This is a genomic window from Streptomyces lichenis (assembly GCF_023218175.1).
Lineage (GTDB): Bacteria > Actinomycetota > Actinomycetes > Streptomycetales > Streptomycetaceae > Streptomyces > Streptomyces lichenis.
Genome location: NZ_JALPTH010000003.1, coordinates 129,548 through 156,282 on the forward strand (window position 1 = coordinate 129,548; position 26,735 = coordinate 156,282).

Consider the following 26,735-nt stretch of genomic DNA (forward strand, 5'->3'; position numbering starts at 1 on the left):
CGTCCGGAGGACCGGGGCCTGGCCGTCAGGGCGGGGCGGGCGTGGGCAGTCGTGCCCCGAGAACCTCCCACGCCGCGCCTCTCGCGTACCGAGCGGGCCAGGCCGTTCAGCCGGATGGCCGTACGCGCGGGTCCGGACGGGCTCCCGCGCGTCGGCGTCAGCGCCCCAGGAGGGGTGCGAGCACCAGTTGGGCGGCGCCCTCGGCGATCAGGTGCCCGGAGGCGGCGCGATCGGTGCCGGTGCTCCGGTCGTCGCCGGTGCCGGTGCTCCGGTCGGCGTCGGCGTCGGCGTCGGCCGGGTCCTCGGCGAGGGCGACCGGGACGGCGGGCTCGCCGCTGCGCCGGGCGCGCTCCGCCAGCACCGCGGCCACGCCCTCGGTGAAGGCCGCGGGGGCGGCGGTGACCACCCGGCCGCCGAGCAGCACCCGGTCGATGTCGAGCAGCCCGGCCAGATTGGCCGCGCCCGCGCCGAGCACCCGGGCCGCCCCCGCCGTGTCGCCCCGGGCCACGGCGGCCAGGCAGAGCGCCTCCAGGCAGCCGCGCCCGCCGCAGCCGCAGGGGGGCCCGTCCAGCTGGACCGTCTGGTGGCCGAACTCCCCCGCGGCGGTGCGCGGGCCCCGGTAGACGGCCCCGTCGAGGACGAGCCCGGCGCCCAGCCCCGTACCCACATGGAGGTACGCGAAGGAGCCCGGGTGCGCCGCCGCCCCCGCCTCCCCCTCCCGGCCGCGCAGGGCGAGGGCCAGCGCGGCGGTGTTGGTGTCCTTGTCCAGGACGACGGGCAGGCCCAGCCGGTCGGCGAGGGCGTCGCGGAGCGGGAAGCCGTTCCACTCGGGGAAGCCGGTCACCCGGTGCGGGACGCCGGCCAGGTGGTCCAGCGGCCCGGGCATCGCCACCCCGACCCCGAGCACCGGCCGCCGCCCACCCGAGGAGCCCCCCGCGCTCCTCCTGTCTCCGCCGCCCCCGGCATCCCGGCCGCCGTCTCTCCGCGCGCCGCTTCCCCGGGCGCCGGTCAGGGCCGCGACCTCGCCCTCGGCGACCTCCATCACGACCTCCGCGCCCGCGCCCAGGTCCAGCGCCACGGTGTTGGCCTCCACCACGGTGCCCGCGAGGTCGACCAGGACCGCGGTCAGCTCGTCCCGGTCCAGATGCAGGCCCACCGCGTGCGCGGCGCCGGGGACCAGCCGCAGCACGGTGCGCGGCTTGCCGCCGGTGGAGGCGCGGCGGCCCGCGTCCTCGGCCAGGCCGTCCGCCCGCAGTCGCGCGGTGATCTTGCTGACCGCCTGCGGGGTGAGGGCGGTCAGCCCGGCCAGCTCCAGCCGGCTGACCCCTTCCTCACCGGCCGCCCGCAGCAGCCCCAGCACCAGTGCGGTGTTGTGGTTGCGCAGTGCCGGCAGATTCGCGCCCAGACCCATGTTCACGGCTCCATTGTGGGGGTTGCTTGCAGTTTGGCAACAGCGTTGCTTAAGTGGGGGGTATGACTGCCACCACTCCGCATACCCCACCCCCGGACACCCCCTCCCCGGCGCCTCTGCGGGTCGGGCTGATCGGCTACGGCCTGGCCGGCTCGGTGTTCCACGCCCCGCTGATCGCCGCCACCGAGGGCCTGGTCCTGGACACGGTCGTCACCGCGAACCCCGAACGGCGCGCGCAGGCCCGGGCCGAGTTCCCGGAGGTCTCCTTCGCCGACTCGGCGGAGGAGTTGTGGGCGCGGGCCGGCGGCGGACCGGACGGGCTGGACCTGGTCGTCATCGCCTCCCCCAACAAGACCCATGTCTCCCTGGCCACCGCCGCCCTGCGGGCCGGGCTGCCGGTCGTGGTGGACAAGCCGGTGGCCGGCACCGCGGCCGAGGCGCGGGCGCTGGCCTCGCTCGCCGAGGAGCGCGGGCTGCTGCTCTCGGTCTTCCAGAACCGCCGCTGGGACAACGACTTCCTCACGCTGCGCGCCCTGCTGGACGGCGGCGAGCTGGGGGACGTCCAGCGCTTCGAGTCCCGCTTCGAGCGCTGGCGGCCCGAGCCCAAGGGCGGCTGGCGTGAGTCCGGGGCGCCGGAGGAGATCGGCGGGCTGCTGTACGACCTGGGCAGCCATGTGGTCGACCAGGCGCTGACGCTGTTCGGCCCGGCGGTACGGGTGTACGCGGAGTCCGACGTCCGCCGCCCCGGCGCGGAGGCGGACGACGACACCTTCATCGCCGTCACCCACGCGGGCGGCGTCCGCTCGCATCTCTGGGTGAGCGCGACCACGGCCCGGCTGGGCCCGCGCTTCCGGGTGCTGGGCTCGCGCGCCGGCTACGTGAAGTACGGGCTGGACCCGCAGGAGGCGGCGCTGCGGGCGGGCACCCGCCCCGGGGCGCCCGGGCCGGAGGGCTGGGGCGTGGAGCCCGAGTCGCAGTGGGGCACGGTCGGCGCGGGGGACGAGGTGCGCCCGGCGCCCTCGCTGCCCGGTGACTACCCGGCGTACTACGCGGGCATCGCCGCCGCGCTGCGCGACGGTACGCCCCCGCCGGTCACCGCCGCCGAGGCGGCGCACGCCCTGGACGTACTGGAGGCGGCCCGCCGGTCCGCCCGCGAGGGCGTGGCGGTGGCCCTGTGAGCACTCTTCCCGCCGACCCGGCCGCCGTCGAGGAGCTGACCGCCCAGCAGGAGGCGCTGACCCTGGACCGGCTCACCCACGAGGACGCCTGGGCGCTCGGCACCCTGCTGGTGGAGCTGGCGCGCGAGCGCGCCCTGCCGGTGGCGATCGACATCCGGCGCGGGCCGCAGCAGCTCTTCCACGCCGCGTTGCCCGGCTCCAGCGCCGACAACGACGACTGGATCGACCGCAAGCGCCGGGTGGTGGAGCGGTACGGCGACAGCTCGCTGCTGGTCGGCACCCGCTTCCGCGCCCGGGGCAAGTCCTTCGACAGCGACTCCCGGCTGGACCCGGCCCGCTACGCGGCGCACGGCGGCTCGTTCCCGCTGGCCGTGCGGGGCGCGGGCGTGGTCGGCACGGTGACGGTCTCGGGCCTGCCGCAGCTGGACGACCACGCCCTGGCGGTGGAGGCCCTGACCCGCTTCACGGGCCGGGGGTAGCCCTCCGGAGACCGGGCAGCGACCGGAGACCGGGCAGCGACAGACCGGGCAACGACCGGAGGCCGGTGCCCCGGGCCGGACGTGCGTCCGGGCCCGGGGCACCCGCGCCCCCTCCCCGTATCCCTTGCCCCTACGCGTCCTTCAGCTGCTGGCGCTGGCGGCCAAGGCCGTCGATCTCCAGCTCCACCACGTCCCCGGCCCGGAGGTACGGCTTGGGTTCGGGCTGGCCCATCGCCACCCCCGCCGGGGTGCCGGTGTTGACGACGTCCCCGGGGTACAGGGTCATGAAGTGGCTGAGATAGCGCACCACTTCGCCGACCGGGAAGATCTGGTCGGCGGTGGAGCCGTTCTGCCGCGGCTCGCCGTTGACCCGCAGCCGCAGGCCGAGCGCCTGCGGGTCGGGCACCTCGTCGGCGGTGACCAGCCAGGGACCCAGCGGGTTGAACGTCTCGCAGTTCTTGCCCTTGTCCCAGGTGCCGCCCCGCTCGATCTGGAACTCCCGCTCGGAGACATCGTGCGAGACGGCGTACCCGGCGACATGGGCCAACCCCTCCTCGGCCGACTCCAGGTAGCGGGCGGTGCGGCCGATGACGACCGCGAGCTCCACCTCCCAGTCCGTCTTGACGCTGCCGCGCGGCACCAGGACGGTGTCGTCCGGGCCGACGACGGTGTCCGGCGCCTTCAGGAAGACCACCGGCTCCGCCGGGGTCGCGGCGCCGGTCTCGGCCGCGTGGTCGTGGTAGTTCAGCCCGATGCAGACCACCTTGCCGATCCGGGCGACCGGGGGGCCGATCCGCAGCCCGGCGCCGTCCAGCGGGGGCAGCACACCGGCCCCGGCGGCGGCCCTGATCCGGTCGAGCAGGGCGGCATCGGAGAGCAGGGTGCCGTCGATGTCCGTGGCGATCGCCGACAGGTCCCGCAGAGTGCCGTCCCGGTCCAGCAGCGCCGGCCGCTCGGCGCCGGCCGTCCCGACGCGCAGCAGCTTCATGGTCTTCTCCCTGTGGTCGAGGTGAGCCCCGGCCGATGGGGTGCGGCCATCGTCAGGATTGGTCGATCGTCCAAGAGTCCGATCCGTCCCGCAAGACCCTGTTCACCCCCTGGACCGGGGCCCGCCCCGTCAGGCCGTGACGGGTGCGGCGGCCCCGCCCCGGTACAGACAGGCGCGCTCGGCGGCGGTCCAGGCGGTGGAGGTGACCACGTACAGCGCGGCGGCGAGCGGCACCACGGCGACGGTGATCAGGGTGGCGTACCCCAGCAGCGGCATCACCTTGGTCAGCCCGCCGACCGCGGCACCGCCGGGCCCCTCCACCGCCGCCGCCGGCATCGCGGCCAGGTCCCGACGGCCGCGCCGGTAGGTGTACGTGCCGACGGCGGCGACGATCGCGAACAGCGCCAGGTACACCAACCCGGCCGGGCCGAAGAGCCCGCCGTGGGCCAGGGCGTCGGTCCACCGGCCGCCCAGCGGGGCGGCGAGCAGGGTGTGGTCGCCGAGGCGCCCGCCGGAGAACAGGTGGAACATCAGCAGGAAGGCCGGTGCCTGGGCCAGGCTCGGCAGGCAGCCGGCCAGCGGCGACACCTTCTCCTCGGTGTGCAGCTCCAGCACGGCGCGCCGCAGCCGCTCGGGGTCCCTGGCGTGCCGCTTGCGCAGCTCGGCGATGCGCGGGGCGAGCCGCACCCGGGCCTGCTGCCCCCGGGCCGCCGCCCGGGACAGCGGATGGACGGCGAGCCGCACCAGCACGGTGAGCAGCACGATCGCGGCGGCGGTGGCCGAACCGTGGAAGACGGGCTGGAGCAGGCCGGCCAGCTCCTCGACGAGCGAGGCGGCGGCGGACATGGGGGAGGCGAGGACGGACAGGGGTGAGGCAAGGGCGGACATGGGAAGCGAACCCTCCGGGGGTCTCGTCATACCGAGGAAAGGGCACAACAGCGCGGGCCGCGAGACCAGCGGTGTCGGGATGCTCGGAAGGACGGACCACGGGGACGCCTGACCCGGCAGCGGTGCACCCGGGGTGCGGGCACCCTGGTGTGCGTGGGCCCGGGGTGCGGGCGCACGGGGGTGCGGAGGTCCCGGATCCGGGGGCACCGGGGTACGGACGCACCGAAGGTGCCGGTGCACCGGGGTGCGGAGGGTCCCGGATACGGGAGTGTGCTGCCGTGGCGATGGTGTCCGGTCGCTCGCGCGCCGGGCGCCCTACGCGGCCGTCGCCACCGGACGACCGGGCGCCCTCGGGCGTATTCGCCCCGAGGCGTCGGGATCGCGCTGCGGCAGGAAGGAGGTGCGCCGCTCACGGTCGCGCAGAGCAGTGCGCACCCTGCCCGGCGGCACCACGGGGACCAGGCGGGGAGCGAGGGCGGCGCAGGCCGAGAAGGCGGCGCCGACGGCGGTCAGGGCCACGGCGGCGGTGAACGCCCCGCCGTCCGCGTAGAGCACGGACAGCAGCCCGAGGGAGACCAGGAGGACGAACAACGGGCCGCTACGCCAGGGCAGCGGCCGAGCGCCCACGCGCCCGCCGGTCCCGGCCGTCGCGCGGGTCGTCCCCCTCGCGATGCGGTCCATGTCCGCCACCCCCTCCCGCGACACTGTAACGCCCCGCCCCGAACGGGAGTTCCCGGATCCGGCCATCGATCGCGCCACCTCTCCCCCGGCCTCCGCGGGACGTCCTCCGGCGCCCTTCGGCCCCTCTTCCCGGCCTCCCCGCTGCTCCCCGGCGCACAGCAGTACGGTGTCACCCATGCGCCCCGACACGCCTGCCGACCACATCACCGAAGCCGAGCGCCTGCTCCGCACCGCGGCGCAGTACCCCGAGGACCGCGAGCCGCTGCTGCTGCGCGCCGCCGCCCATCTGGAGGTGGCCGGCGACCCGGCCAGGGCCACCCCGCTCTACGACGAGCTGCTGGCCGCCGACGCCCCGGAGAACCCCCAGCTCATCAGGGCCCTGAAGGCGGCGAACCTGTGGGAGTACGGCCATGAGGCCGAGGCCCGCGCCATCATCGCCGGGGTCCGGGCGACGCCCCCGGCCGACGCCGCCGCCTGGGAGGTGCTGGCGGAGACGCTGGAGGCCCACGACGAACTGGAGGAGTCGGAGGCGACGTTCACCACCGCGGCCGAGGCACTGGTGGCCGCCGGGGACGAGGAGGTGCCGTATCCGGCGCAGTCCCTGCTGGCCGGGCGGCACCGGGTGCGCCGGCTGCTGGCGCTGGAGCACGACGGCTGGGACCGGCTCGCCGACCGGCTGCACACCGCCCCCGTGTCCCTGGACGAGCTCCACGACCCCAAGCGGCTGTGGGCGCTCGGCTCCTCCGACCCGGCCGAGCTCCAGGCGGAGATCGAGCGGCTCCGCTCCGAGCTGGGCTCCTTCCGCGTGGCGCTCTCCCGCCCGTTCCCGGTGGCGGTGCTGCTGTGGTCCGAGGCCGAGCTGGACGAACTCCTCGCCGCCTACCCGGAGCTGGAGTCCGAGTACCCGACGCACCGGGCGCACCTCACCGACCTGGAGGCCTCGCTGCGCGAACTGGCCGCCGCGGGCACCCCGAACCTGGGTGTCGTCCGCGGCACGGTCCCCTCCTACGAGGCGTTCGCCGCCTCCGAGGCGACCGCGCCGTCCAACGCCGCGCTGCTCCCCCAGTACGCCACCACCCTGGCCGCCCGCGGCCACGCCACCCCCTGGCCGCCGCTGCGCACGGCCCCCTGCTGGTGCGGCTCGCAGCGCCCGTACGCGGACTGCCACGGCACCCAGCGCTTCTGACCGCCCCTCCGGCACGGACGGCCGCCCGGCACCGACATACATTCGGGCGGTCGTCCGTCTTTCCTTCACACTTCAACCACTGTACGTTCATCCCTCATCACGGGGAACGACTGGTGCGCCAGGCCCCACGTCAGCCCATGTCCGAGGGAGACGCCGCCATGACGAACCCGTACCAGCCGCACCCCCAGGGCCCGTTCGTCCCCCCGCCGCCCGCCCCGCTCCCGCCCGCCGCCCGTCCCCTCCACCGGATGAAGCGGGTCTGGGCCGGCGGTCTGCTCCTCCTGCTGGTCGGCGCCGGCTGCGGTGCCGCGACCTCCTCCTCCGACGGGGCCTCGGGCACCTCCGCGAAGGCGGCCGCGCCCGCCGCCACCGTCACGGCGACGGCCACCGTCACCGCCACCCCGGCCGCCGCCGAGCCCGCCCCCACGGTCACCGCCACCAGGACGGTCACCGCCACCGCGACCACCGAGGTCACCGTCACCGCGACCGCCACGGTGACCCGCGAGGCCCCCGCCCCGGCCGCCGCGGACGACGGCGGCGGCCACGAGGACACCTCCGGCACCGAGGACGTCTACTACGCCAACTGCGCCGCCGCCCGGGCCGCGGGCGCCGCCCCGGTCCACCGAGGCGAACCCGGCTACGCCTCCCATCTGGACCGCGACAACGACGGCGTCGGCTGCGACAACGGCTGAGCCGCCCGCCCGGCCGTACCGCCGCACCGGCGCCGTACTAGCCTCGGTCGCGGAGCGCGGCCCCCGGTCGCGACGGGCGGTGGCAAAGGAGCCGCGCGATGGGCGTGGCGACGGACAGGAGGACGGACATGGCCAGGATTCCGGCGACGGTGGTGGCGGCGAGCGGGCTGGTCGGCGGGTACGCCGTGGCGCGGTGGACCAGGAAGCGGCCGCTGGGCGGGGTGGCTCTGGCGGCGGCCGGCACCGTGGCGGCGCGTGAGTGGACGCGCGACAGCGGCGGCAAGGCCGCGGCCGCGCTGACCGCCGCGTATGTGGCCGCGTTCGCCGGGTCGCACCCGCTGGCCAAGAAGGTCGGCGCCTGGCCCGCGGTGTTCTCGGTGGCCGGGGCGATGGCCGCCGCCTCCTGGGCGGTCGGCCGCAACGTACGCGCCTGAGACCGACCGGTACCGGTACCCGTAGGGGCTGAACGCCGGCGCCTCCCCCTCCGTACTACCGGGTGCCTCCCCAGGGTGGCTGGACGGGTGACCGGTCGGGCAGGGGCCGGTCACCCGCCCGGCACCACCCTCGCGGATGTCCGGGGGCGCCTCAGCCGCCGAACGCGTGCGTGAGGGTGTGGATCAGCAGACCGGCCAGCGCGCCGACGACCGTGCCGTTGATCCGGATGAACTGCAGGTCGCGGCCGATATGGGCCTCGATCTTGCGGGAGGTCTGGTCGGCGTCCCAGCTCGCCACGGTGTCGCTGATCAGCGAGGTGATCTCGGTGCGGTAGGTGGTCACCACATAGACCGCCGCGTCCTCGATCCAGCCCTCGGCCTTGGCCTGGAGCCGGCTGTCACCGGCCAGCCGGTTGCCCAGCGAGATCAGCGAGGCCCGGGCCCGCAGCCGCAGCTCGCTGCGCTCGTCCTCGGCCGCCGAGAGGATCATGGCCCGCACCGAGGCCCAGGCGGAGGCGATGATGTCCTGCACCTCCGGGCGGGCCACCAGCTCGGACTTGAGCCGCTCCACCCGGGCCCGGGTGTCGGTGTCCCCCTGCAGGTCGGCCGCGAAGTCGGCGAGGAACCGGTCGAGGGCGCCGCGCGCCGGGTGGCCGGGCATGTCCCGCATCTCGGTGACGAACCGCAGCAGCTCCTTGTAGACGCGGTCGCCGACCTTGCGGTCCACGAACCGGGGCGTCCAGCCCGGGGCGCCGCCCTGCACCGCGTCCATCACCGAGTCGGCGTGCAGCACCAGCCAGTCGTGGGCGCGGGCGCACACCAGGTCCACGGCGCGGCGGTGGGCGCCGTCGGCGACGATCTTCTCCAGGGTCTTCCCGGCGCCCGGGGCGATCTCCACCGCCTCCGCCCGCCGGGTGATGGCCTCGCCCACCACGGCCTGCACATCGGCGTCCCGCAGCACGGTCAGCGCCCCGCGCAGGGCGGTGGCCAGCTCGGCGGTGACCCGGTCGGCGTGCGCGGGCTCGGCGAGCCAGCCGCCGACCCGGCCCACGATGCCGAGCGCCCGCAGCCGCCCGCGCACCACGTCGCCGGAGAGGAAGTTCTCGCCCACGAAGGAGCCCAGCGAGGCGCCGAGCTGGTCCTTCTTGGTCGGGATGATCGCGGTGTGCGGGATCGGCAGCCCCAGCGGGCGCTTGAACAGGGCGGTGACCGCGAACCAGTCCGCCAGCGCGCCGACCATGCCCGCCTCGGCGGCGGCCGCCACATAGCCGGGCCAGCCGGTGACGCCGGACCGCTCGGCCCAGGTGGCCAGCACGTACACCACCGCCACGAGCAGCAGCAGCCCGGTGGCGGTGAGCTTCATCCGGCGCACCCCGCGGCGCTTCTCCTCGTCCGCGGCCGTGTACGCGAAGCCCGCGGCCGAGAAGCCCGGCGCCGGGTCCTTCGTCTGGTTCATCCACTCCACCCGTCGTACGCCTGCGTGTCGGGGACCGGCCGACCGGACCGCCCCCGCGCCCGGCCGTACGTCCCCGTCCCTACCTGACGTACTCCCGAGCCGCACGTCGAGTTCCCGCCCACCGGCCCGGTGATGCCCGGCGCGGGCCGGCTACCCCTCCAGCTCCCCGGCCTGCCGCTCCTTCTCCAGCCGCTTCTTCTCGCCCTTGCGCCGCTTGCGCTCCACGCCGACGCCGCCCATCAGGGCGAAGCCGGTGATCCGGACGCGGGGCGAGCCGGGGGTGCCCTCGCCGGCGCCCCGGTCGTCGAAGCCGCCCATGAAGCCGAGGCCGGTGACCTCCACATGCAGCTCCGGCGGCACGGTCACCACGATGCCGCCCATCAGGGCGAAGCAGCGGATGACGGTCTCGCGGTCCTCGAAGTCCGCCTCCCGCAGATCGACCTCGCCGCCGGCCTGGATGGCGACGCCGGTGAAGGTCCGGCCGATCGTCCACTTGCCGCGCCGCCCGAAGCCGCCCCAGAACGCGAACCCTCCCCGGGAGGTGGCGGGCTTGCCCACCCGGCCCACCCAGCTGTGGCCCGGGCCCTCCAGCCCCTCGGGCACGGCCCCGGACCCGGCCACCGGGAGGTCCCGGACCAGCGGAACCAGCTCACCCCGGGTACGGGCGGTGTACGCGGCGTCCAGCCGTTCCTGGAACTCCGCCATGTCCAGCCGCCCCTCGGCCATCGCCTCCCGCAGGCGTTCCGCGGTCTGCTCTCGCTCGGCGTCCGAGGCCCGCATCGCGGGCAGTTCGTCGGTCATACGATCAGCCTAAGGCGCACCGGGCCCACCCGGCAGGCCTGACCGAGCAAGCGGCCCGTGCCCGGGTCCGGGCGGCTACACGCGCTGCCCGTCCGGCTCCACCCCGGCCCCCTCCCCTTCCTCCTCCGTTGGCCTCCCCGACCGTTCGGCGTACATCTTGGCGATCACCGCCTCGATGTCCGGCTCCCGCACCGACAGGTCCACCAGCGGGTACCGGTCGGCGATCCGGGCCACCAGCGGCGCGGCCGAGCGGGCGGCGGGGAACGCCAGCCACTGGCGCGGGCCCTCCACCCGTACCACCCGGGCGCCCTCCTCCTCGATCGGCGGAAGCTCCCGCTCCAGGTCCACCACCAGGGTCCGCTCGCTCTCCCCCACCTCGTGCAGCCCGGCCAGCGCCCCGTCGTACATGAGCCGGCCGTGGTCGATGACCATCACCCGGGAGCACAGCTGCTCGATGTCGGTGAGATCGTGCGTGGTCAGCAGCACCGTGGTGCCCCGCTCGGCGTTGAGGTCCCGCAGAAACGCCCGCACCTTCGCCTTGGAGACCACGTCCAGCCCGATGGTCGGCTCGTCCAGGTACAGCACGTCCGGGTCGTGCAGCAGCGCCGCCGCGATGTCGCCGCGCATCCGCTGACCCAGCGACAGCTGGCGGACCGGCACGTCCATCAGCTCACCCAGGTCCAGCTGCTCCACACACCGCTCCAGATTGGCCCGGTAACGGTCGTCCGGCACCCGGTACATCCGGTGCACCAGACGGTACGAGTCCCGCAGCGGCAGGTCCCACCACAAGGTCGTCCGCTGGCCGAACACCACGCCGATCCGCCGCGCCAGCCGGGTCCGCTCCCGGCTCCCCGCCCCCGCGCCCCACCCGCCCCGCGAGCCCGGCGACGGGTCGATCCCGGCCACCCGCAACCGCCCGCCGCTCGGTGTCAGAATGCCGGTCAGCATCTTGATGGTGGTCGACTTGCCCGCGCCGTTCGGCCCGATGTACCCGACCATCTCCCCCCGGGCCACCCGGAAGCTGATCCCGTCCACCGCCCGCACCTGCCGCCGCTCCCGCCGCAGCAGCCCGGTCTTCCGCCGTACGTCGAAGACCTTGCTCACCTCGTCGAGCACGATCACATCGTCACTCGCCACCACCGCCATACACGCTCCCCGGTCAGCCCCGTTCCCGCCCGAACCGGACAGTCTTCCAGGGCCGACGCCCCCTCGGCACGCCATTTCCCGGCCGGGAGACGGCCCCTCACCGGTGCCACTGGTTATCGGGGGTGTCCACCCACAGCCGCTGCCCTCCCCGATCCACGGTGAGCCCGGCGCGATCCCGCGAGGGAGCCCCGAGGGCCCTCCACTCCCCGTACGCGCCCTCCGCCTCCGCCCACAGCCGCCGCGCCCCGAACTGCTCCACCTCGAAACCGTCGCCCCCGCCCGGCACATACTCGACAGTCGCCCAGGAGCGGCGATCGTCCGCCAGCAGCCACAAGGTGGCCTCCCCGCTGCCGTCGCCCGCCTCGGCAAGCAGATACCAGGCGTCCGGGAGCGCCAGCCCGACGAAGAACAACCCGTCGACGTCCCCCGCGAACGCACGCGGATCGATCCCCGTACGCCCAATCTCCCCCCGCTCACCCCGCCGGTAGAAGTCGCCCAGAAAGCCCCGGTGCGGGCGGGCCACCCGAGTCCCCATGAACGCGGGCCACCCGACAAACCGCCCCACCGCCCGCTCCTCCTCCACCTCCAGCACGGCATACGAGTGGGCGAAGAAGCTGCCGCCCCAGGGAGCGACGATCCGCCCGCCCGGCATCTGCTCGACCCAGGCGTACGAGATCTCCGGCACGGTGTAGGTCGCGATCAGCCGGTCATACGGCGCCCCCTCCGCCCACCCGGCCGCCGCGTCCCCCACCCCCAGCCGAGGCGCGAACCCGCCGGCCGCCAGCGCCTCCCCAGCCGCCTCCACCAGACTCCCGTCGATGTCCACCGACGTGACGTTCCGCTCCCCCAGCCGGTGGCAGAGCCAGGCCGCGTGATACCCGGTGCCGGTGCCCGCCTCCAGCACCCGCTGCCCAGGGCGCACGTCGAGCAGCCCCAGCATCTCCAGCATGACCGAGGGCATCGAGCTGGACGAGGTCGGCAGCCGGTACGCGCCCTCGGGCGTAGGACGGCCGTCATTGACCTGCGTGGTCACCGGCACGTCGTCATACACGGCCGCCAGCCACCGCCCCGGGTCCACCCGCCGGTCGACGCGCTGCTCCCCGACCTCGATCTCGTCGGGCAGGAACGCGGCCCGGGCGACGGCCCGGACCGTCAGCGCCCACTCGTCGGGCAACGCCCCCTTGGCAGCGAGGGCGTTGGCCAGGACATCGGGTGTGGTCACTTCTGTAAGCCTGCCAGCACCCGGCGCAGCAAGTCGCCATCACAGGGCGCCCAGGGCTGCTGCCAGGGCACCCGGCCCGGGGTTCGCATCGGTGTCGCCGCCGTGTGTAGTTCGGCCCAGACGACCTTGCCGCCCGGTCCGGCATCCGACCCCCAGCGCGCGGCCAGGGCGCCGACGAGCGCCAACCCGCGCCCGCCCTCGTCCCCCTCCGCCGCGTCGGTGAGGACGGGCCGCTCCCGCGACACGTCCCACACCTCGACGGTCAGACGACCGTCGGCGCCGAGCAGCCGTACGGTGACGACATTGGGCCCGGCCTCCGCGCCAGCCGGCACACCCGTCGCGTTCACGGCGTTGGTGACCAACTCGGATACGACGAGCAGGGCGTCGTCCTGCACGCCTTCCGCACACCACTTGGCCAGCGCCAGCCTGGTGAACGCCCGAGCGCAGGAGACCGCCGACTTGGCGGCGACGAGGGTCAACTGGTCGCAGGCGGCCGCCCGTTCCCTGCGCGGTAGCGGCGCCAGCACCGGCGCGTTCATGACTCGTCCAGCGCGACGACGGTGGCGCCGGTCTGAAGCTCGATCTGAAGCAGCAGGGCGTTCTGCAGCCGCTCCGTCAGCGCGAGGTCGCGGTAGGAGGGGACGACCACATGGTGCGACTCGGCCCGCCGCAGGGCCGCGACCAGCTCATCGAACGCCGAGCGCTGGTTGGGGAGAAGCTCGTGGAAGACGGTGCCCAGGGTGAGCCCTTCGGCCTGGGCGTACGCCTCCATGTCGTGTTCCTTGCGCTTGGCCTCGTCGTCGGACATGTCCGGCGGGACGCGCATGTAGCCGAAGATCAGCGGGTTCAACGCTGGAGCTCCCCTCGCCTTGCCGACGATCACCTGGAGTGATGTCGGCGACCCTTTGGGTAACCGAGTGAAGCACCGTCAGACTCGTAAATGCAAGACTACATTTCTTAGTAATCACATGTGAATGATCGAACTTTTATCCGCCATTGCGGATCCGAATAGCCGACGACTACGTTGCGGGTGAAAGAGACACCCGCCCGACAGGAAGGTGGCCGCCCATGAGCGGTGCGACGACTGGTTCCACGGTTCCTCGGCGGCAACTCGGCCGTCATCTGCGTGACTTGCGCAACGCGGCGCGCTTCACCGTCCGGGCCGCAGCCAAGCATCTGGAGTGGTCGGAGCCGAAAATCTGGCGCATCGAAACGGGCCAGGTGTCACTGCGAAGCCTCGACGTCGAGGCCATGTGCAGGGTGTACGGCGCGGACGAGAAGCTGACCCAAGCGCTGATGGGACTGGCCAAGGAGACCAAGGGGCGTGGCTGGTGGCACGCCTATGGTGACGCCATCCCGGATGACTTCGACCTCTACATCGGGCTGGAGGAGGCCACCGACCGCATCTCCTGGTACGAAGCGGAGTTGGTGCCTGGTCTCTTCCAGACGCCAGACTACGCCCGTGTGCTGATCAAGCGGTCAAACCCCGACTTGGTCGATGCGGAGATCGAACGACGCGTCCATGTGCGTGTGACGCGGCAGGCACTGCTCACGCGGGTGACGGCACCACCCCGCGTAGAGGTCGCCCTCAATGAGGCGATCCTTCGTCGTCCCGTGGGCGGCCGTAAAGTCATGGCCGAGCAGCTGGACCACCTGGTTCACTTGAATACGCTGGACACTGTGTCCATCCGTGTCGTGCCGTACGCCGCTGGGTTCCACGACGGCATCATGTCCGGACCGTTCGTCATCCTGCGCTTCCCGGACCACGGTGACACCCGCTACACCGAACCTCCCACGGTCTACGTGGAGGGCTTCACAGGCGCCCTCTACCTCGACAAACCTAACGAAATCGAGCGTTATGAGAACGCGTTCGATTCCATCTGGAGCTCGGCGCTGGACGAAGCAGCGAGTACGAGCCTCCTCAAGCACGCAGCGAAGGATCTGAGCGAATGAAGAGTGCCGACCTGACAGGTGCAATCTGGTTCAAGAGCAGCCGCAGCAACGGCGATCGCAACTGCGTCGAGGTCGCCATCCTCGACGATGGACGGGTAGCGACCCGCGACAGCAAGGAGCGCGGCCAGGGTGCTGCCCTGGTCTTCGCCACACACCAGTGGCAGGCGTTCCAGGACAATCTGCTGGCCGGAGAACTCAACCACTAGAGGGGAGCCAGATGATGGACAGTGCCGCACTGACCGGCGCCCCCTGGCGCAAGAGCAGCCATAGCAACGGACAAGCCCAGTGCGTCGAGGTCGCCGTCCTCCCCAACGGCAGCGTGGCCACCCGCGACTCCAAGGCCCACGGCCACGGCCCCGCCCTGATCTTCACCACACACCAGTGGCAGACGTTCCAGACTGGCGTACAACACGGGGTCCTGGGCCAGGTATAACCATCCGACCCCGTTGGGCGCCCGACCAGCACAACAGGTCGGGCGCCCCACTCGTGTTACATCCGAAGCTCCTGCCTTAAGGCAGGGTCGCACCCAATTGCAGCCCGCTCGCGAGGGGGCTCGTCCTCACCCTCGACGTCCAGCATTGGCGGCCCTTGCCCCTGGGCATGCTGTGGAGGGACTTCGACATATCGGGGAGCTGGAACAGTGGACAGAGCCGACCTGACAGGCGCCCCTTGGCGCAAGAGCAGCTACAGCAACGGCCAGGCCGAGTGTGTCGAGGTCGCACCCCTCGCTGACCGCCACGTCGCCACCCGCGACACCAAGGCCCACGGCCACGGCCCCGCCCTGATCTTCACCACACACCAGTGGCAGACCTTCCAGGCCGGTGTGCGCGACTGCGCGCTCGACCAGCCGTAACCCGTAAAGCAGCCACACCCTCGGGCGCCCGACCGGCACACGCACAACACCTCGGGCGCCCCCCGCTCACGCCGAGCCTGCGAGGCCCCTCAGCTGCCCGTGCTCCGGTACGACCGCAGCCCCACCCGCCAGGCCAGGCCCGCCGGGATCCAGCAGAGCGCGGCCACCAGGGGCGGGCAGAAGGCGGCCCAGGAGGGGAGGCCGGCGGGGAGGTCGCGGCCGAGGACGTACAGCGCGGGCACCCAGTTGACGAAGGCCAGGGGGACCCCGTACACCACACCCCGCACCAGGTCCTGGGCGAAGACGGAGGGCGGGTACTGGAGCAGGGTGTTGCCGCCGTAGGTGAACGCGTTCACCACCTCGGCGCCGTCCTGCGCCCAGAACTGGAAGGCCGCGCCGGCCACCATCACCGCGCCGAAGATCAGCGCCCCGGTCAGCACCATCAGGGGGAGGAGCAGGAGCTTCGCCGGGGTCCAGGCGATGTCCAGCAGGGCCAGGGACCAGATGAGGACGATCAGGCCCTGGGCGGTGCGGCCGATACGGCGCAGCGCGAACTTGTCGGCGGCGACCTGGGCCAGCACCGGCGCGGGGCGCAGCAGGAGCAGGTCGACGGTGCCGTCCCGTACGCGGCGGCCCAGCCGGCTGACCTGGCCGAGGGCGAGGTCGGCCAGGCCGAAGGCGGTGCAGGAGGTCCCGTAGAGGAAGGCGACCTCGGCGAAGGAGAAGCCGCCGAGCCCCCGGACGTGACTGAACATCAGCAGGATGACGACGAAGTCGAACGCGGTGGTGGCGAAGTTGGCGAACAGGGTCATCGCGAAGGAGAAGCGGTACGCCATCGTGGAGCGGATCCACATCGCGGCGATGAGGGCGTAGGCGCGTAGGCCCTCGCGCAGCGGGCCCGGTTCCGCCCGGGGGGTCTGAGCCGTCTCAGCCACCCTGCACCACCACCCGGCGCGCGGCCACGGACTGGAGCAGCCGGCCGCCGGCCAGCAGGAGGACCGCCCAGCCGGCCTGGAAGGCGTACGCCTCCAGCAGCCCCCAGCCGGTCCGCTTCTCCAGGAACACGTCCGCCGGCACCTGGAGCATCGCCGACCAGGGCAGCGCGCGGGCCAGATCGCCGAGCGCACCCGGGAAGAGGTTCAGCGGCAGCAGCATCCCGGAGAAGAACAGCCCGGAGAGCCAGGCCACCTGCACCACCCCGGCCCCGTCCATCAGCCAGAAGGCGCTCAGCGCGACCAGGAACCAGATGGCGAAGCTCACCACCGCGCCCAGCACCACGGAGAGGAGGAAGGCCGGCCAGGTGAGGGGGTGCTCGGGCAGCGCCAGGTCGAAGGCGAGCGCGCCGACGATCATGGGAGCCACCCCGCGCCCCAGCAGCTGGAAGGCGGCCCGGCCCAGCGAGACCGAGAGCCACCACAGCTGGAGGTCGGCCGGGCGGTGCAGGTCCAGGGCGATGTCCCCGGTGCGGATCCGCTCGATGATCTCCTCCTCCACACCGCCGGCCATCAGCCCGCAGGCCGCCAGCAGCGCCTGGCCGATCCAGACGTACGCCAGCGCCTCCGGCAGGTCGTAGCCGCCGAGCCCCGGGCGCTCCTCCCAGAGGGCCACATAGGTGTAGGCCAGCACGAAGCCGAAGACGGTGTTGGTGAAGACCCCGGCGGCGGTGGCCACCCGGTAGGTCGCGAACCGCCGGAAGCCGCCGGCCGCCACGACCGCGTACAGCCGCATGCCCTCCCCGCCCTCCTCAGATCATGGCCGAAGCGGTGGAGCCTAACGGCCCGCCAGGTGGGCCCGCGAACGTTTTTCCGGCCGCCGTTGCCGGGGATGGGCGGGTCGGCCGTGCACTATGAGGAGGCCGTACTCGTACAGATCACCTGATGAGTCGGATATGGGACGCAAGGCATACAGGGCTGATACCGGGTATAGCGGCGGACGGAGCGGGCGGAGACATGAGTGACATGCCACTGAGCGACGTGCCATCGATGCCGGGGTGGCAGCCCCGCGACCCGAGCCTCGGCGGACCGGCCGGGGGCGGCCGGGCGTTCCGTACCGGGCCGAGCAGCAGGCGCGGGGCCGCACGCGCCGAGCGCCGGCGGCGCCGCAGACGCAGTGGCTGGCGGCGGCTGCTGCCCACCTGGCGGATGCTGCTGGGCGCCCTGCTCCTCGGCGCCGCGCTCCTCGTCGGCGGCTTCTTCCTCGGCTACCACCTGGTCGCCATCCCGCCCGCCAACGCCGCCGCCACCGCCCAGTCGAACGTCTACCTCTACAGCGACGGCACCCAGATCACCCAGGCGGGTGACGTCAACCGGGAGAGCGTGCCGCTGGCCCGCGTCCCCCGCTCCGTCCAGCACGCGGTGCTCGCCGCCGAGGACCGCGACTTCTACACCAAGCCCGCCGTGGACCCCGAGGCGATGGCCCGCGCGGCCTGGAACACCGTCACCGGCAAGGGCACCCAGGGCGGTTCCACCATCACCCAGCAGTACGTCAAGAACTACTACCTGGGCCAGGAGCGCACCCTGCTGCGGAAGGTGAAGGAGTTCTTCATCTCCATCAAGCTGGACCGCGAGAAGTCCAAGGACGAGATCTTCGAGGGCTATCTGAACACCAGCTTCTACGGACGCAACGCCTACGGCATCCAGGCCGCCGCCCGCGCCTACTACGGCAAGGACGTCCAGCAGCTCGACCCCGCCGAGGGCGGCTACCTCGCCACCCTGCTCAACGCCCCCAGCGCGTACGACGTGACCGCGCACCCCGCCAACCTGGACAAGGCGACGAGGCGCTGGTCCTACGTCATGGACGCCATGGTCGGCGAGCGCTGGCTCAGCCGGGCCGACCGGGCCGACGCCGCCTTCCCCACCCCCTACGAGGCCGAGGCCACCACCGGGGTGTCCGGGCAGCGCGGCTACCTCGTCCAGGCCGTCGGCCAGTACCTCACCGAGCGCGGCATCGTGGACCGGGAGACCCTGCGGCAGGGCGGCTTCCGCATCACCACCACCATCCAGCGGGCCAAGCAGGAGGCCCTGGTCCAGGCCGTCGACAACCAGGTGATGTCCCGGCTCGACGGCTCCAACGAGGCCGACCGCTATCTGCGGGTCGGCGGCGCCTCGGTCGACCCCGCCACCGGCCGGGTCCTCGCCATGTACGGGGGCGTCGACTACACCCGGCAGTACGTCAACAACGCCACCCGCCGCGACTACCAGGTCGGCTCCACCTTCAAGCCGTTCGTCTTCGCCGCCGCCGTGCACAGCGGCGCCCGCACCCAGGACGGCGAGCGCATCACCCCCGAGACCATGTACGACGGCGCCAACAAGCGGCCGGTGCAGGGCTGGCGCGGCAAGGCCTACGCCCCCGGCAACGAGGACGACGTCGACCACGGCCCGATCAGCGTCCGCACCGCCACCGACCGGTCCGTCAACGCGGTCTACGCCCAGCTCGCCGTGGACGTGGGCCCGGCCAGGGTCGAGCAGACCGCCATCGGACTCGGACTGCCCGCCGACACCCCCGACCTCAACCCCTCCCCCTCCATCGCGCTCGGCCCGGCCACCGCCAGCGTGCTCGACATGGCCGAGGCCTACGCCACCCTCGCCAACCACGGCCGGCACGGCGAGTACACCCTGGTGCGGAAGATCGAGCGGCTCGGCGGCGGGCGGGGCGGCCACCCGGCCGGCGAGGAGGTGAAGCTGCCCGGGTCACGCACCCGGCAGGCGGTCAGCCGGGAGGCCGCCGACACCACCACCGCGATGCTGCGCAGCGTCGTCCAGGACGGCACCGGCACCGCCGCCCAGGCGGCCGGCCGCCCCGCAGCCGGCAAGACCGGCACCGCCGAGCACGACCGCGCGGCCTGGTTCGCCGGCTACACCCCGGACCTGGCGACCGTGGTCACGGTCATGGGCCAGGACCCGGAGACCGGGGCGCAGAAGTCGCTCTACGGGGCGCTGGGCGAGGACCGGATGAACGGCGGCGGGACCCCCGCGCAGATCTGGGGCGACTACACCCGGATGGCGCTGAGCGGCACCGCGCCCCGGGAGTTCGACCTCCAGGTGGCGGAGGGCATGGAGGTACGCGGCGAGGACCGGCGCGAGGACCGGGACCCCCGCGCCACCGGCGAGGAGGCGGAAGCCGACGAACCGCGCGGCGCCTACCGGCCCGACGGCCCGTCCGCGAACCCGGGCGCGGGCGCCGGGCGGGGCCCGGCCGGACGCACCGGAGGCGGCGGCGCGCCCTCGGGCCCGCCCGGCGGCACCTCGCCGGACACCGGCAACGACCGCCCGCGCGGCGGTACGGGAGCGGGTGGCGGTACGGGAGCGGGCGGTGGCCCGGGCGCCTGGGGCGGTACGGGTGGCGGCGGACCGCACCAGGACGCCGGCCCGGCCACCGCGCCCGGCTTTGACCCCGGTACGGGCCACGGGCCGGACGACGGGCCCGACGCGGGCGGCGGCCCCCTGACCGGCATCCCCGCCTCGGCCGCGTACCGCCCCCTGGCGCCCGAGGGGACCGAAGGACCGCCGGCGCCCCAGTGAGCGCGCGTGGGCCGCTCAGTGCCCCGGTGACCAGCGGCGCGCAACCGCCCCAGTGGCCATCGGAGCGGGGCCGCCTCAGTGCCCCGAGGTCGCCTTCAGGCCGACCACGGCGACCAGCAGCAGGCAGACGAAGAAGATCCGCGCGGCGGTCACCGGCTCGTTCAGCACCAGCATCCCGACCACGGCGGTGCCCGCCGCGCCGATGCCGACCCACACCCCGTACGCCGTGCCGATGGGCAGCGTCTTCGCTGCCTGCGCCAGCAGCACCATGCTGCCGACGATCCCCAGCCCGGTCAGCACACTCGGCCACAGCCGGGTGAAACCATCGGTGAACTTCATCCCGATCGACCAGGCGACTTCCAGCACACCGGCGACGATCAGCAGGACCCAGGCCATGACGGCACCTCCGAGAGACGGCACGGACGACACACACGAACGGCGGATGTGCGTCGTCTTGTCCTGACCCGGTACGGCGCGTCTCGTCGGGTCCCTCCACCGTAGCAACAGCCGGCAACGGAAGAGGGCGGCGGGACCGGTGGCCTCTGCCACCCTCCCTGCCGCCCTCCTGGGACCCGGGTCCTACAGATACAGCCCGGTCGAGTCCTCCGCGCCCTCGAAGCGGTCCGCCGCCACCGCGTGCAGATCGCGCTCCCGCATCAGTACGTAGGCCGTGCCGCGCACCTCGACCTCGGCGCGGTCCTCGGGGTCGTACAGCACCCGGTCGCCGGGCTCCACGGTGCGGACGTTCTGCCCGACCGCGACCACGTCCGCCCAGGCCAGCCGGCGGCCGACGGCGGCGGTCGCCGGGATCAGGATGCCGCCGCCCGAACGCCTCTCGCCCTCGGGGGTGTCGTTCCGGACCAGCACGCGGTCGTGCAGCATCCGGATGGGCAGCTTGTCGTGGGTGTTCTCGCTCACCGTACGAACCTACCTGCTGCCTTGCGGCGGCGCCGTCAGTCCTTGCGGCGGCGGGAGGAGAGGGCCAGCAGGCCCACCAGGCCGACGGCGAGCAGCGCCACCGGCACCACCCGCTCCAGCCGCGGGGCGCCGTCCTCCGTGGTGAACCGGGCCTTCACGTCCGTCACCACCCGGTTGACGGCGACGAAGGCGCGGCCCGCGGTCTCGTCCACCGCCGAGGCGACCTTGGCCTTGGCGTCGCCCATGATGGTGCTGGGGTGCATCCGCACCCCGATCTCGTCGAGCGTGACGGCGAGCTGCTCGCGTCGGCGGACGATGTCCGCCTCGATCTGCGCAGGGGTCCTGGCGTCCGACACCGCGCTGCCTCCGTGTGGTCGTGAGTCCCGGGGACTGAACTAGTGGGCTGGTGAAGTCGTGCAGTGATGAAGTGCTGCACAGTCTGGCAGCTCGGGCCCCCGGTGACGGTCGGCGACCCCCGTTAGGCTCTCCAGCGCGTACCCGAGAAGCGATGGAGAACCCCCATGAGCGAGCGACTGCAGCCCGGCGACACCGCCCCCGCCTTCACCCTGCCCGACGCCGACGGCAACCAGGTCTCGCTCGCGGACCACCGCGGCCGCAAGGTGATCGTCTACTTCTACCCGGCCGCGCTCACCCCCGGCTGCACCAAGCAGGCCTGCGACTTCACCGACAACCTGGAGCTGCTGGCCGGGGCCGGGTACGACGTCATCGGGGTGTCCCCGGACAAGCCGGAGAAGCTGGCGAAGTTCCGGGAGCAGGAGGATCTGAAGGTCACCCTGGTCGCCGACCCGTCGAAGGAGACGCTGGAGGCGTACGGCGCCTTCGGCGAGAAGAAGCTGTACGGCAAGACGGTGACCGGTGTCATCCGCTCCACGGTGGTCGTGGACGAGGAGGGCAAGGTCGAGCGGGCGCTGTACAACGTCAAGGCCACCGGTCATGTCGCGAAGATCATCAAGGACCTCGGCGTCTGAGCCCGGTGTCCTTCGGCCGTCCGCTGTGACCGAGGTCCCACTCCCGGGGGGCTTCGGTTTGCGGATGCCACGACCGAGCAGATGTTCCTTTCGGACTGGTCGGCGGACCGCGCGCGACAGTCCGCGCGCCGGGCTGACTCCCAGCCGGGCGAGTCCAGGGAAAGGAACCCGCTCCATGGCGGCCACCGGCCCGGAGCAGCAGCAGACGGCCGACCCCGCGGCGATCAGACGGCACCGCGTCCTCTTCCGCACCATCCACCAGCGGAAGAACCCCAGACTGCGGCGGTCGGACATCACCATCACCGACCAGGCGGCGGTCAAGCGAGCCGTGAAGGCGGCCTCTCTGGGCAACGCCATGGAGTGGTTCGACTTCGGCATCTACAGCTATCTCGCGGTGATCATCGGCCGGGTCTTCTTCCCGTCCGGGAACGACACCGCGCAGCTGCTGTCCTCGTTCGCCACGTTCGCCGTCGCCTTCCTGGTGCGGCCGGTCGGCGGAATGGTCTTCGGCCCGATGGGCGACCGGATCGGGCGCAAGAAGGTCCTCGCCCTCACGATGATCATGATGGCGATCGGCACCTTCGCGATCGGGCTGATCCCGTCGTACGCCTCCATCGGCTGGTTCGCCCCGGCGCTGCTGATCCTCTTCCGCCTGGTCCAGGGCTTCTCCACCGGCGGTGAGTACGGCGGGGCGTCCACCTTCATCGCCGAGTACGCGCCGGACAAGCGGCGCGGGTTCTTCGGCAGCTTCCTGGAGTTCGGCACCCTGGCCGGGTATGTCGGCGCCGCCGGGCTGGTCACCGCGCTGACGGCGGTCCTCGGGGACGCGTCCATGGAGGACTGGGGCTGGCGGGTGCCGTTCCTGGTGGCCGGTCCGCTCGGACTGGTCGGCCTCTACCTGCGGCTGAGGCTGGACGAGACGCCCGCGTTCCAGAAGCTGGAGGACGCCTCCGCGGGGGCCTCCTCCGAGGCGGCGGACACCGTGGAGACCAGCGCCAAGGGCGACCTGGGCCGGATCTTCCGCGACTACTGGCCGACGCTGATCCTGTGCATCGCCCTGGTCGGCGCGTACAACGTCACCGACTACATGCTGCTGTCCTACATGCCGACGTACCTCTCGGACGAGCTCGGCTACAGCGCCACCCACGGACTGCTGATCCTGCTGGGCGTGATGGCCTTCCTGATGCTGATCATCAACCAGGTCGGCAAGCTCAGCGACCGCTTCGGCCGCAAGCCGCTGCTGATGGCGGGCATGCTCGGCTTCCTGGTCCTCTCCGCCCCGGCGTTCCTGCTCATCGGCGACGGCGGCATCCTCGCCATCACCGCGGGCATGCTGATGCTCGGCCTCTCCCTGGTCTGCCTGCTGGGCACCATGTCGGCCGCGCTCCCCGCGCTCTTCCCGACCCGGGTGCGGTACGGCTCCCTGTCGGTCGGCTACAACCTCTCCGCCTCCCTCTTCGGCGGCACCACCCCGCTGGTGATCACCGCGCTGATCGGGGCCACGGGCAGCAACCTGATGCCGGCGTACTACTCGATGGCCGCCGCGCTGGTCGGCGTGATCGCCGTCGCCTGTATGAAGGAGACGGCCCAGCAGCCCCTGGACGGCTCCCCGCCCTCCGTCTGCACCAAGGAGGAGGCCGCGGAACTGGTCCAGGCCCAGGCCGGTCCCGAGCCCAGGTTCTGACCCCTGGACCCCGCCCGCCCGTGCGGCTGGTCCGCCCGCCGAGTGACCTTCGGCGGGCGGATTCGTTTACCCGTACGAGACCGCGAACGGGCGGTCGAGGCACGGAGTACGGGGACGGGGGCGCGTCATGGGCGTGCGCAGGTACACGGACGAGCGGCTGGCGGAGGCCGTGGCGGCGGCCCGGGGATGGGCGGACCTGATGCGCCGCCTCGGGCTGCACCCCAGCGGCGGGCAGCGCCGGGTGCTCCAGCAGCAGGTGGCCGCCCAGGGCCTCGATACGGGCCACTTCGCCAAGGCCAGCCCCTGGCGGAAGTACCCGGACACCGCGATCGCGGCCGCCGTGGCGTCCTCCACCACCCTCCGGGAGGTGGTCCTCACACTGGGCGCGACCCCGGCCACCGGCACGCTCTCCCACATCCAGCGCCGGATCGCCGCCCTCGGCCTGGACACCAGCCACTTCCCGGGGCTGAACAGCACCCCGGTCGAGCTGCCGTTCACCGCCGAGGAGCTACGGGCGGCCGCCGTCTCGGCGGACTCCATGCGCGACGCGGCCCGGCGGCTCGGCATCCCGGACGACAGCCGCTCCCGCGCCGCGCTCGGCCGGATGCTGCGCCAACACGGGGTCGACACCGGCCACTTCCGCAACGCCCGGCTCGCGCTCCCCGAGGCGGAGCTGCGGACGGCGGTCGCTGAGAGGAGCAGCTACGCGGATGTGCTGCGGGCCCTGGGACTCGCCGTCACCCAGGTCAACCACCGCCGGGTACGGAACAAGGTGGCCGACCTGGGGCTCGACACCGCTCACTTCACACGCCGCCCCTGGGGCGCGACCCCGGTGCCCCGCCCTCGTACGGCGGCGACCGACGTCCTGCGGGTCCATCCCACCGGTTCGGCGCGGGTCAACCGCGAGCGGCTGCACCGGGCCCTGCGGGAGATCGGCGTCCCGTACGCCTGCGCCGCCTGCGGCAACACCGGTGAGTGGCGCGGGCGGCCCCTGACCCTGCAGATCGACCACATCAACGGCGACTGGCTCGACAACCGCCCCGCCAACCTGCGCTATCTCTGCCCGAACTGCCATGCGACCACTGACACCTGGTGCCGAGGGGGTCGAACCAGGCGGCCGAATGGCCTCGTCCCTTCAGGCGACACCCCTTAGACTGAGCGCTGTCGGCGGCCGTTGCTGAATTGGTATAAGCGGAGGTTTTAGGTGCCTCTGGGCGTAAGCCCATGTGGGTTCGAGTCCCATCGGCCGCACGAGCAGTCACGAAGGTCCCGCTCCTGGTTCAGGGGCGGGACCTTCGGCGTACCCGGCCCTTCGTCCCCCGGCCGTCTCAGCTCAGCAGTTCCCGTACCACCGGCACCAGTCCGCGGAACGCCTTGCCGCGGTGGCTGATGGCGTTCTTCTCGGCGGGGGTGAGTTCGGCGCAGGTGCGGGTTTCGCCGTCGAGCTGGAGGATCGGGTCGTAGCCGAAGCCGCCGGTGCCGGCGGGGGTGGTGCGCAGGGTGCCGGGGAGGCGGCCTTCGACGACGCGTTCGGTGCCGTCGGGGAGGGCGAGCGCGGCGGCGCAGGCGAAGTGGGCGGCGCGGTGGGGCGGGGCGATGTCGCCGAGCTGGGCGAGCAGCAGGTCGAGGTTGGCCTGGTCGTCGCCGTGGGTGCCGGACCAGCGGGCGGAGAAGATGCCGGGGGCGCCGCCGAGGATGTCGACGCAGAGGCCGGAGTCGTCGGCGACGGCGGGCAGTCCGGTGGCCTGGGCCAGGGCGTGCGCCTTGAGCAGGGCGTTCTCCGCGAAGGTGGTGCCGGTCTCCTTGACGTCGGGGATCTCGGGGTAGGCGTCGGCGCCGACGAGTTCGTGGTCGAGGCCGGCCTCGGCGAGGATGGCGCGGAGCTCGGTGATCTTTCCGGCGTTGCGGGTGGCGAGGATCAGGCGGGTCATGGGGTCAGTATGACCAGGGGGAGGGACTGGGGGACCAAGGGGGCTTATAGGGTGCAGACCTTGGTGATCTCGCCGGCGGCGTCGGTGACGGGGGCGAGGTCGGGGGTGGTGTCGCCGGCGTCGACGGCGGCGCGGACGTTGTCGACGGCGCGGCCGAGGTCGTCGACGGCCTGGGCGAGGTCGGCGTTGCCGGTGCTGTCCTTGATGGTGCCGAGTTCGCGGTCGATGGTGTCGAGGTTCTCGGCGAGCTGGGTGAGGTCGTCGGCGTTGCCGGCGGCCTGGCCGAGGTTGGTGACGCTGGTGGCGATGGCGTCGGCGGTGCGGGCGCAGCCGAGGGCGGTGTCGACGGCGGAGCAGCCGGTGGCGGCGGTGAGGGCGAGCGCGGCGGTGGCGGTGAGCAGGGCCGCGGTGGTGCGGCGGTGCGGGCGGGTGCTGCGGCGCATGGTCGGGTCCTCCCCCGGTGCCCGGTCGCGGACGGTCCGCGGCGGTGGACGGGCGTACGGTGTCGAAGCCGTACGCCCGTGTGGAGGAGGACGCCTGCGGGGGCCTGGGCGGTTGCCGGGCGGCCCGGGCCTCAGAGGGTGGCGGCGAGGGCTTCGCGCTGGAGGGCGGCGAGGTCGGCGCAGCCGGCGGTGGCGAGGTCGAGGAGCGCGCCCAGCTCCTTGCGGTCGAAGGGCTCGGCCTCGGCGGTGCCCTGGACCTCCACGAAGCGGCCGTCGCCGGTGCAGACGACGTTCATGTCGGTGTCGGCGCGGACGTCCTCCTCGTAGCGGAGGTCGAGCAGCGGGGTGCCGTCCACGATGCCGACGGACACGGCGGAGACGGTGTCGATGAGGGGCTTGCGGCCGGCCTTGACGAGCTTCTTGCCCTGGGCCCAGCCGATGGCGTCGGCGAGGGCGACGTAGGCGCCGGTGATGGCGGCGGTGCGGGTGCCGCCGTCGGCCTGGAGGACGTCGCAGTCGAGGACGATGGTGGTCTCGCCGAGGGCCTTGTAGTCGATGACGGCGCGCAGCGAGCGGCCGATGAGGCGGCTGATCTCGTGGGTGCGGCCGCCGATCCTGCCGCGGACGGATTCGCGGTCGCCGCGCGTGTTGGTGGCGCGGGGCAGCATGGCGTACTCGGCGGTGACCCAGCCTTCGCCGCTGCCCTTGCGCCAGCGGGGGACGCCCTCGTTGACGGAGGCGGTGCAGAGGACCTTGGTGTCGCCGAAGGAGACGAGGACGGAGCCTTCGGCGTGCTTGCTCCAGCCGCGTTCGATGGTGACGGGGCGGAGCTGTTCGGGGGTGCGGCCGTCGATGCGAGACATGGGCGAGAGCCTAGCCCGT

Annotated in this window: 31 protein-coding genes, 1 tRNA gene and 1 riboswitch; of the genes, 14 read left to right on the forward strand and 18 right to left on the reverse strand. The window is 73.3% G+C overall.

Features of this window, described 5'->3' with window-relative positions; translation table 11 throughout:
* Positions 1 to 157: 157 nt before the first annotated feature.
* A complete protein-coding gene (locus M1O15_RS04185) occupies positions 158 to 1,411 on the reverse strand; it encodes an ROK family protein (protein WP_248631992.1) in 1,254 nt (417 codons plus the stop codon).
* A 62-nt stretch (positions 1,412 to 1,473) separates the two neighbouring features.
* Between M1O15_RS04185 and M1O15_RS04190 the strand changes: the two genes are divergently transcribed.
* A complete protein-coding gene (locus M1O15_RS04190) occupies positions 1,474 to 2,589 on the forward strand; it encodes a Gfo/Idh/MocA family oxidoreductase (protein WP_248631798.1) in 1,116 nt (371 codons plus the stop codon).
* Positions 2,586 to 3,068, forward strand: a complete 483-nt coding sequence (locus tag M1O15_RS04195) for a heme-degrading domain-containing protein (protein ID WP_248631799.1) — start codon at positions 2,586 to 2,588, stop codon at positions 3,066 to 3,068. The genes M1O15_RS04190 and M1O15_RS04195 overlap by 4 nt, the downstream gene beginning before the upstream one ends.
* Before the next feature lie 130 nt (positions 3,069 to 3,198).
* Here M1O15_RS04195 and M1O15_RS04200 read toward each other — a convergent pair whose 3' ends face one another.
* The 3 genes from M1O15_RS04200 to M1O15_RS04210 form a co-directional block, all read right to left on the reverse strand.
* Complete coding sequence (locus tag M1O15_RS04200; RefSeq protein WP_248631800.1) at positions 3,199 to 4,056, reverse strand: fumarylacetoacetate hydrolase family protein; 858 nt, start codon at positions 4,054 to 4,056, stop codon at positions 3,199 to 3,201.
* Positions 4,057 to 4,185: 129 nt separating this feature from the next.
* Positions 4,186 to 4,902 carry a YidC/Oxa1 family membrane protein insertase gene (locus M1O15_RS04205; protein ID WP_248631993.1) on the reverse strand — a complete coding sequence of 239 codons (717 nt, stop codon included), beginning with the start codon at positions 4,900 to 4,902 and terminating at the stop codon, positions 4,186 to 4,188.
* Positions 4,903 to 5,259: 357 nt separating this feature from the next.
* Positions 5,260 to 5,625, reverse strand: coding sequence for a DUF6412 domain-containing protein (locus tag M1O15_RS04210; RefSeq protein ID WP_248631801.1), 366 nt, complete (start codon positions 5,623 to 5,625; stop codon positions 5,260 to 5,262).
* Between the two features lie 175 nt (positions 5,626 to 5,800).
* Here M1O15_RS04210 and M1O15_RS04215 point away from each other — a divergent pair, with 175 nt between their 5' ends.
* The 3 genes from M1O15_RS04215 (at position 5,801) to M1O15_RS04225 (ending at position 7,937) form a co-directional block, all read left to right on the forward strand.
* Positions 5,801 to 6,811, forward strand: a complete 1,011-nt coding sequence (locus M1O15_RS04215; RefSeq protein WP_248631802.1) for an SEC-C metal-binding domain-containing protein — start codon at positions 5,801 to 5,803, stop codon at positions 6,809 to 6,811.
* Between the two features lie 158 nt (positions 6,812 to 6,969).
* A complete protein-coding gene (locus M1O15_RS04220; RefSeq protein WP_248631803.1) occupies positions 6,970 to 7,503 on the forward strand; it encodes an excalibur calcium-binding domain-containing protein in 534 nt (177 codons plus the stop codon).
* 128 nt (positions 7,504 to 7,631) lie between these two features.
* Complete coding sequence (locus M1O15_RS04225) at positions 7,632 to 7,937, forward strand: hypothetical protein (RefSeq protein ID WP_248631804.1); 306 nt, start codon at positions 7,632 to 7,634, stop codon at positions 7,935 to 7,937.
* A gap of 151 nt (positions 7,938 to 8,088) precedes the next feature.
* Here the strand turns inward: M1O15_RS04225 and M1O15_RS04230 are convergent, their stop codons facing one another.
* The 6 genes from M1O15_RS04230 to M1O15_RS04255 form a co-directional block, all read right to left on the reverse strand.
* On the reverse strand, positions 8,089 to 9,393 hold the full coding sequence (locus tag M1O15_RS04230; protein ID WP_248631805.1) for a DUF445 domain-containing protein: 1,305 nt from the start codon (positions 9,391 to 9,393) through the stop codon (positions 8,089 to 8,091).
* A 150-nt stretch (positions 9,394 to 9,543) separates the two neighbouring features.
* Positions 9,544 to 10,194 carry a DUF1707 SHOCT-like domain-containing protein gene (locus M1O15_RS04235; protein ID WP_248631806.1) on the reverse strand — a complete coding sequence of 217 codons (651 nt, stop codon included), beginning with the start codon at positions 10,192 to 10,194 and terminating at the stop codon, positions 9,544 to 9,546.
* Between the two features lie 75 nt (positions 10,195 to 10,269).
* Positions 10,270 to 11,340 carry an ABC transporter ATP-binding protein gene (locus tag M1O15_RS04240; RefSeq protein WP_248631807.1) on the reverse strand — a complete coding sequence of 357 codons (1,071 nt, stop codon included), beginning with the start codon at positions 11,338 to 11,340 and terminating at the stop codon, positions 10,270 to 10,272.
* Positions 11,341 to 11,437: 97 nt separating this feature from the next.
* Positions 11,438 to 12,562, reverse strand: a complete 1,125-nt coding sequence (locus M1O15_RS04245; protein ID WP_248631808.1) for a methyltransferase domain-containing protein — start codon at positions 12,560 to 12,562, stop codon at positions 11,438 to 11,440.
* Positions 12,559 to 13,101: an ATP-binding protein gene (locus tag M1O15_RS04250; RefSeq protein ID WP_248631809.1), complete on the reverse strand. Its 543-nt coding sequence runs from the start codon at positions 13,099 to 13,101 to the stop codon at positions 12,559 to 12,561. Before M1O15_RS04250 ends, M1O15_RS04245 begins: the two co-directional genes overlap by 4 nt.
* Positions 13,098 to 13,412 (reverse strand): recombinase family protein, encoded by a 315-nt coding sequence (locus tag M1O15_RS04255; RefSeq protein ID WP_248631810.1) that lies wholly within the window; start codon positions 13,410 to 13,412, stop codon positions 13,098 to 13,100. The genes M1O15_RS04250 and M1O15_RS04255 overlap by 4 nt, the downstream gene beginning before the upstream one ends.
* Before the next feature lie 218 nt (positions 13,413 to 13,630).
* Between M1O15_RS04255 and M1O15_RS04260 the strand changes: the two genes are divergently transcribed.
* The 4 genes from M1O15_RS04260 to M1O15_RS04275 all read left to right on the forward strand — a co-directional run bounded on the left by M1O15_RS04260 (position 13,631) and on the right by M1O15_RS04275 (position 15,368).
* On the forward strand, positions 13,631 to 14,515 hold the full coding sequence (locus M1O15_RS04260) for a helix-turn-helix domain-containing protein (protein WP_248631811.1): 885 nt from the start codon (positions 13,631 to 13,633) through the stop codon (positions 14,513 to 14,515).
* Positions 14,512 to 14,721 (forward strand): DUF397 domain-containing protein, encoded by a 210-nt coding sequence (locus tag M1O15_RS04265; RefSeq protein ID WP_248631812.1) that lies wholly within the window; start codon positions 14,512 to 14,514, stop codon positions 14,719 to 14,721. The genes M1O15_RS04260 and M1O15_RS04265 overlap by 4 nt, the downstream gene beginning before the upstream one ends.
* Positions 14,722 to 14,735: 14 nt before the next feature.
* Entirely contained in the window at positions 14,736 to 14,948 is a 213-nt protein-coding gene (locus M1O15_RS04270) for a DUF397 domain-containing protein (RefSeq protein WP_248631813.1), read from the forward strand.
* A 207-nt stretch (positions 14,949 to 15,155) separates the two neighbouring features.
* Positions 15,156 to 15,368, forward strand: a complete 213-nt coding sequence (locus M1O15_RS04275; protein WP_248631814.1) for a DUF397 domain-containing protein — start codon at positions 15,156 to 15,158, stop codon at positions 15,366 to 15,368.
* An 89-nt stretch (positions 15,369 to 15,457) separates the two neighbouring features.
* Here the strand turns inward: M1O15_RS04275 and M1O15_RS04280 are convergent, their stop codons facing one another.
* Together M1O15_RS04280 and M1O15_RS04285 are read right to left on the reverse strand one after the other, a co-directional pair.
* Entirely contained in the window at positions 15,458 to 16,222 is a 765-nt protein-coding gene (locus M1O15_RS04280; RefSeq protein WP_248631994.1) for an ABC transporter permease, read from the reverse strand.
* Between the two features lie 73 nt (positions 16,223 to 16,295).
* Positions 16,296 to 17,096: an ABC transporter permease gene (locus tag M1O15_RS04285; RefSeq protein WP_248631815.1), complete on the reverse strand. Its 801-nt coding sequence runs from the start codon at positions 17,094 to 17,096 to the stop codon at positions 16,296 to 16,298.
* 221 nt (positions 17,097 to 17,317) lie between these two features.
* Here M1O15_RS04285 and M1O15_RS04290 point away from each other — a divergent pair, with 221 nt between their 5' ends.
* The gene (locus M1O15_RS04290; protein WP_248631816.1) at positions 17,318 to 19,888 is read left to right on the forward strand and encodes a transglycosylase domain-containing protein; all 2,571 of its coding nucleotides are present in this window, start codon (positions 17,318 to 17,320) and stop codon (positions 19,886 to 19,888) included.
* Between the two features lie 75 nt (positions 19,889 to 19,963).
* Here the strand turns inward: M1O15_RS04290 and M1O15_RS04295 are convergent, their stop codons facing one another.
* The 3 genes from M1O15_RS04295 to M1O15_RS04305 all read right to left on the reverse strand — a co-directional run bounded on the left by M1O15_RS04295 (position 19,964) and on the right by M1O15_RS04305 (position 21,162).
* Positions 19,964 to 20,284 (reverse strand): DMT family transporter, encoded by a 321-nt coding sequence (locus M1O15_RS04295; RefSeq protein ID WP_248631817.1) that lies wholly within the window; start codon positions 20,282 to 20,284, stop codon positions 19,964 to 19,966.
* Positions 20,285 to 20,331: 47 nt separating this feature from the next.
* A riboswitch (guanidine-III (ykkC-III) riboswitch) is annotated at positions 20,332 to 20,396 on the reverse strand.
* A gap of 71 nt (positions 20,397 to 20,467) precedes the next feature.
* Positions 20,468 to 20,806: a GroES family chaperonin gene (locus M1O15_RS04300; protein ID WP_248631818.1), complete on the reverse strand. Its 339-nt coding sequence runs from the start codon at positions 20,804 to 20,806 to the stop codon at positions 20,468 to 20,470.
* A gap of 35 nt (positions 20,807 to 20,841) precedes the next feature.
* Positions 20,842 to 21,162: a DUF3618 domain-containing protein gene (locus M1O15_RS04305; RefSeq protein ID WP_248631819.1), complete on the reverse strand. Its 321-nt coding sequence runs from the start codon at positions 21,160 to 21,162 to the stop codon at positions 20,842 to 20,844.
* Between the two features lie 165 nt (positions 21,163 to 21,327).
* On the opposite strand from M1O15_RS04305, the gene bcp reads away from it, so the two are divergent.
* From bcp to M1O15_RS04325, 4 genes are all read left to right on the forward strand, one after another.
* Entirely contained in the window at positions 21,328 to 21,795 is a 468-nt protein-coding gene (gene bcp, locus M1O15_RS04310) for a thioredoxin-dependent thiol peroxidase (RefSeq protein WP_248631820.1), read from the forward strand.
* A 175-nt stretch (positions 21,796 to 21,970) separates the two neighbouring features.
* A complete protein-coding gene (gene proP / locus M1O15_RS04315; RefSeq protein WP_248631821.1) occupies positions 21,971 to 23,479 on the forward strand; it encodes a glycine betaine/L-proline transporter ProP in 1,509 nt (502 codons plus the stop codon).
* A gap of 127 nt (positions 23,480 to 23,606) precedes the next feature.
* Positions 23,607 to 24,632: an HNH endonuclease signature motif containing protein gene (locus M1O15_RS04320; protein WP_248631822.1), complete on the forward strand. Its 1,026-nt coding sequence runs from the start codon at positions 23,607 to 23,609 to the stop codon at positions 24,630 to 24,632.
* 14 nt (positions 24,633 to 24,646) lie between these two features.
* A tRNA-Leu gene (locus tag M1O15_RS04325) sits at positions 24,647 to 24,730 on the forward strand.
* Between the two features lie 77 nt (positions 24,731 to 24,807).
* Here M1O15_RS04325 and rdgB read toward each other — a convergent pair.
* From rdgB to rph, 3 genes are all read right to left on the reverse strand, one after another.
* Complete coding sequence (rdgB, locus tag M1O15_RS04330; RefSeq protein ID WP_248631823.1) at positions 24,808 to 25,410, reverse strand: RdgB/HAM1 family non-canonical purine NTP pyrophosphatase; 603 nt, start codon at positions 25,408 to 25,410, stop codon at positions 24,808 to 24,810.
* Positions 25,411 to 25,454: 44 nt separating this feature from the next.
* Positions 25,455 to 25,853 carry a hypothetical protein gene (locus M1O15_RS04335; RefSeq protein WP_248631824.1) on the reverse strand — a complete coding sequence of 133 codons (399 nt, stop codon included), beginning with the start codon at positions 25,851 to 25,853 and terminating at the stop codon, positions 25,455 to 25,457.
* 131 nt (positions 25,854 to 25,984) lie between these two features.
* The gene (rph, locus tag M1O15_RS04340; protein ID WP_248631825.1) at positions 25,985 to 26,716 is read right to left on the reverse strand and encodes a ribonuclease PH; all 732 of its coding nucleotides are present in this window, start codon (positions 26,714 to 26,716) and stop codon (positions 25,985 to 25,987) included.
* Between the last annotated feature and the right edge of the window lie 19 nt (positions 26,717 to 26,735).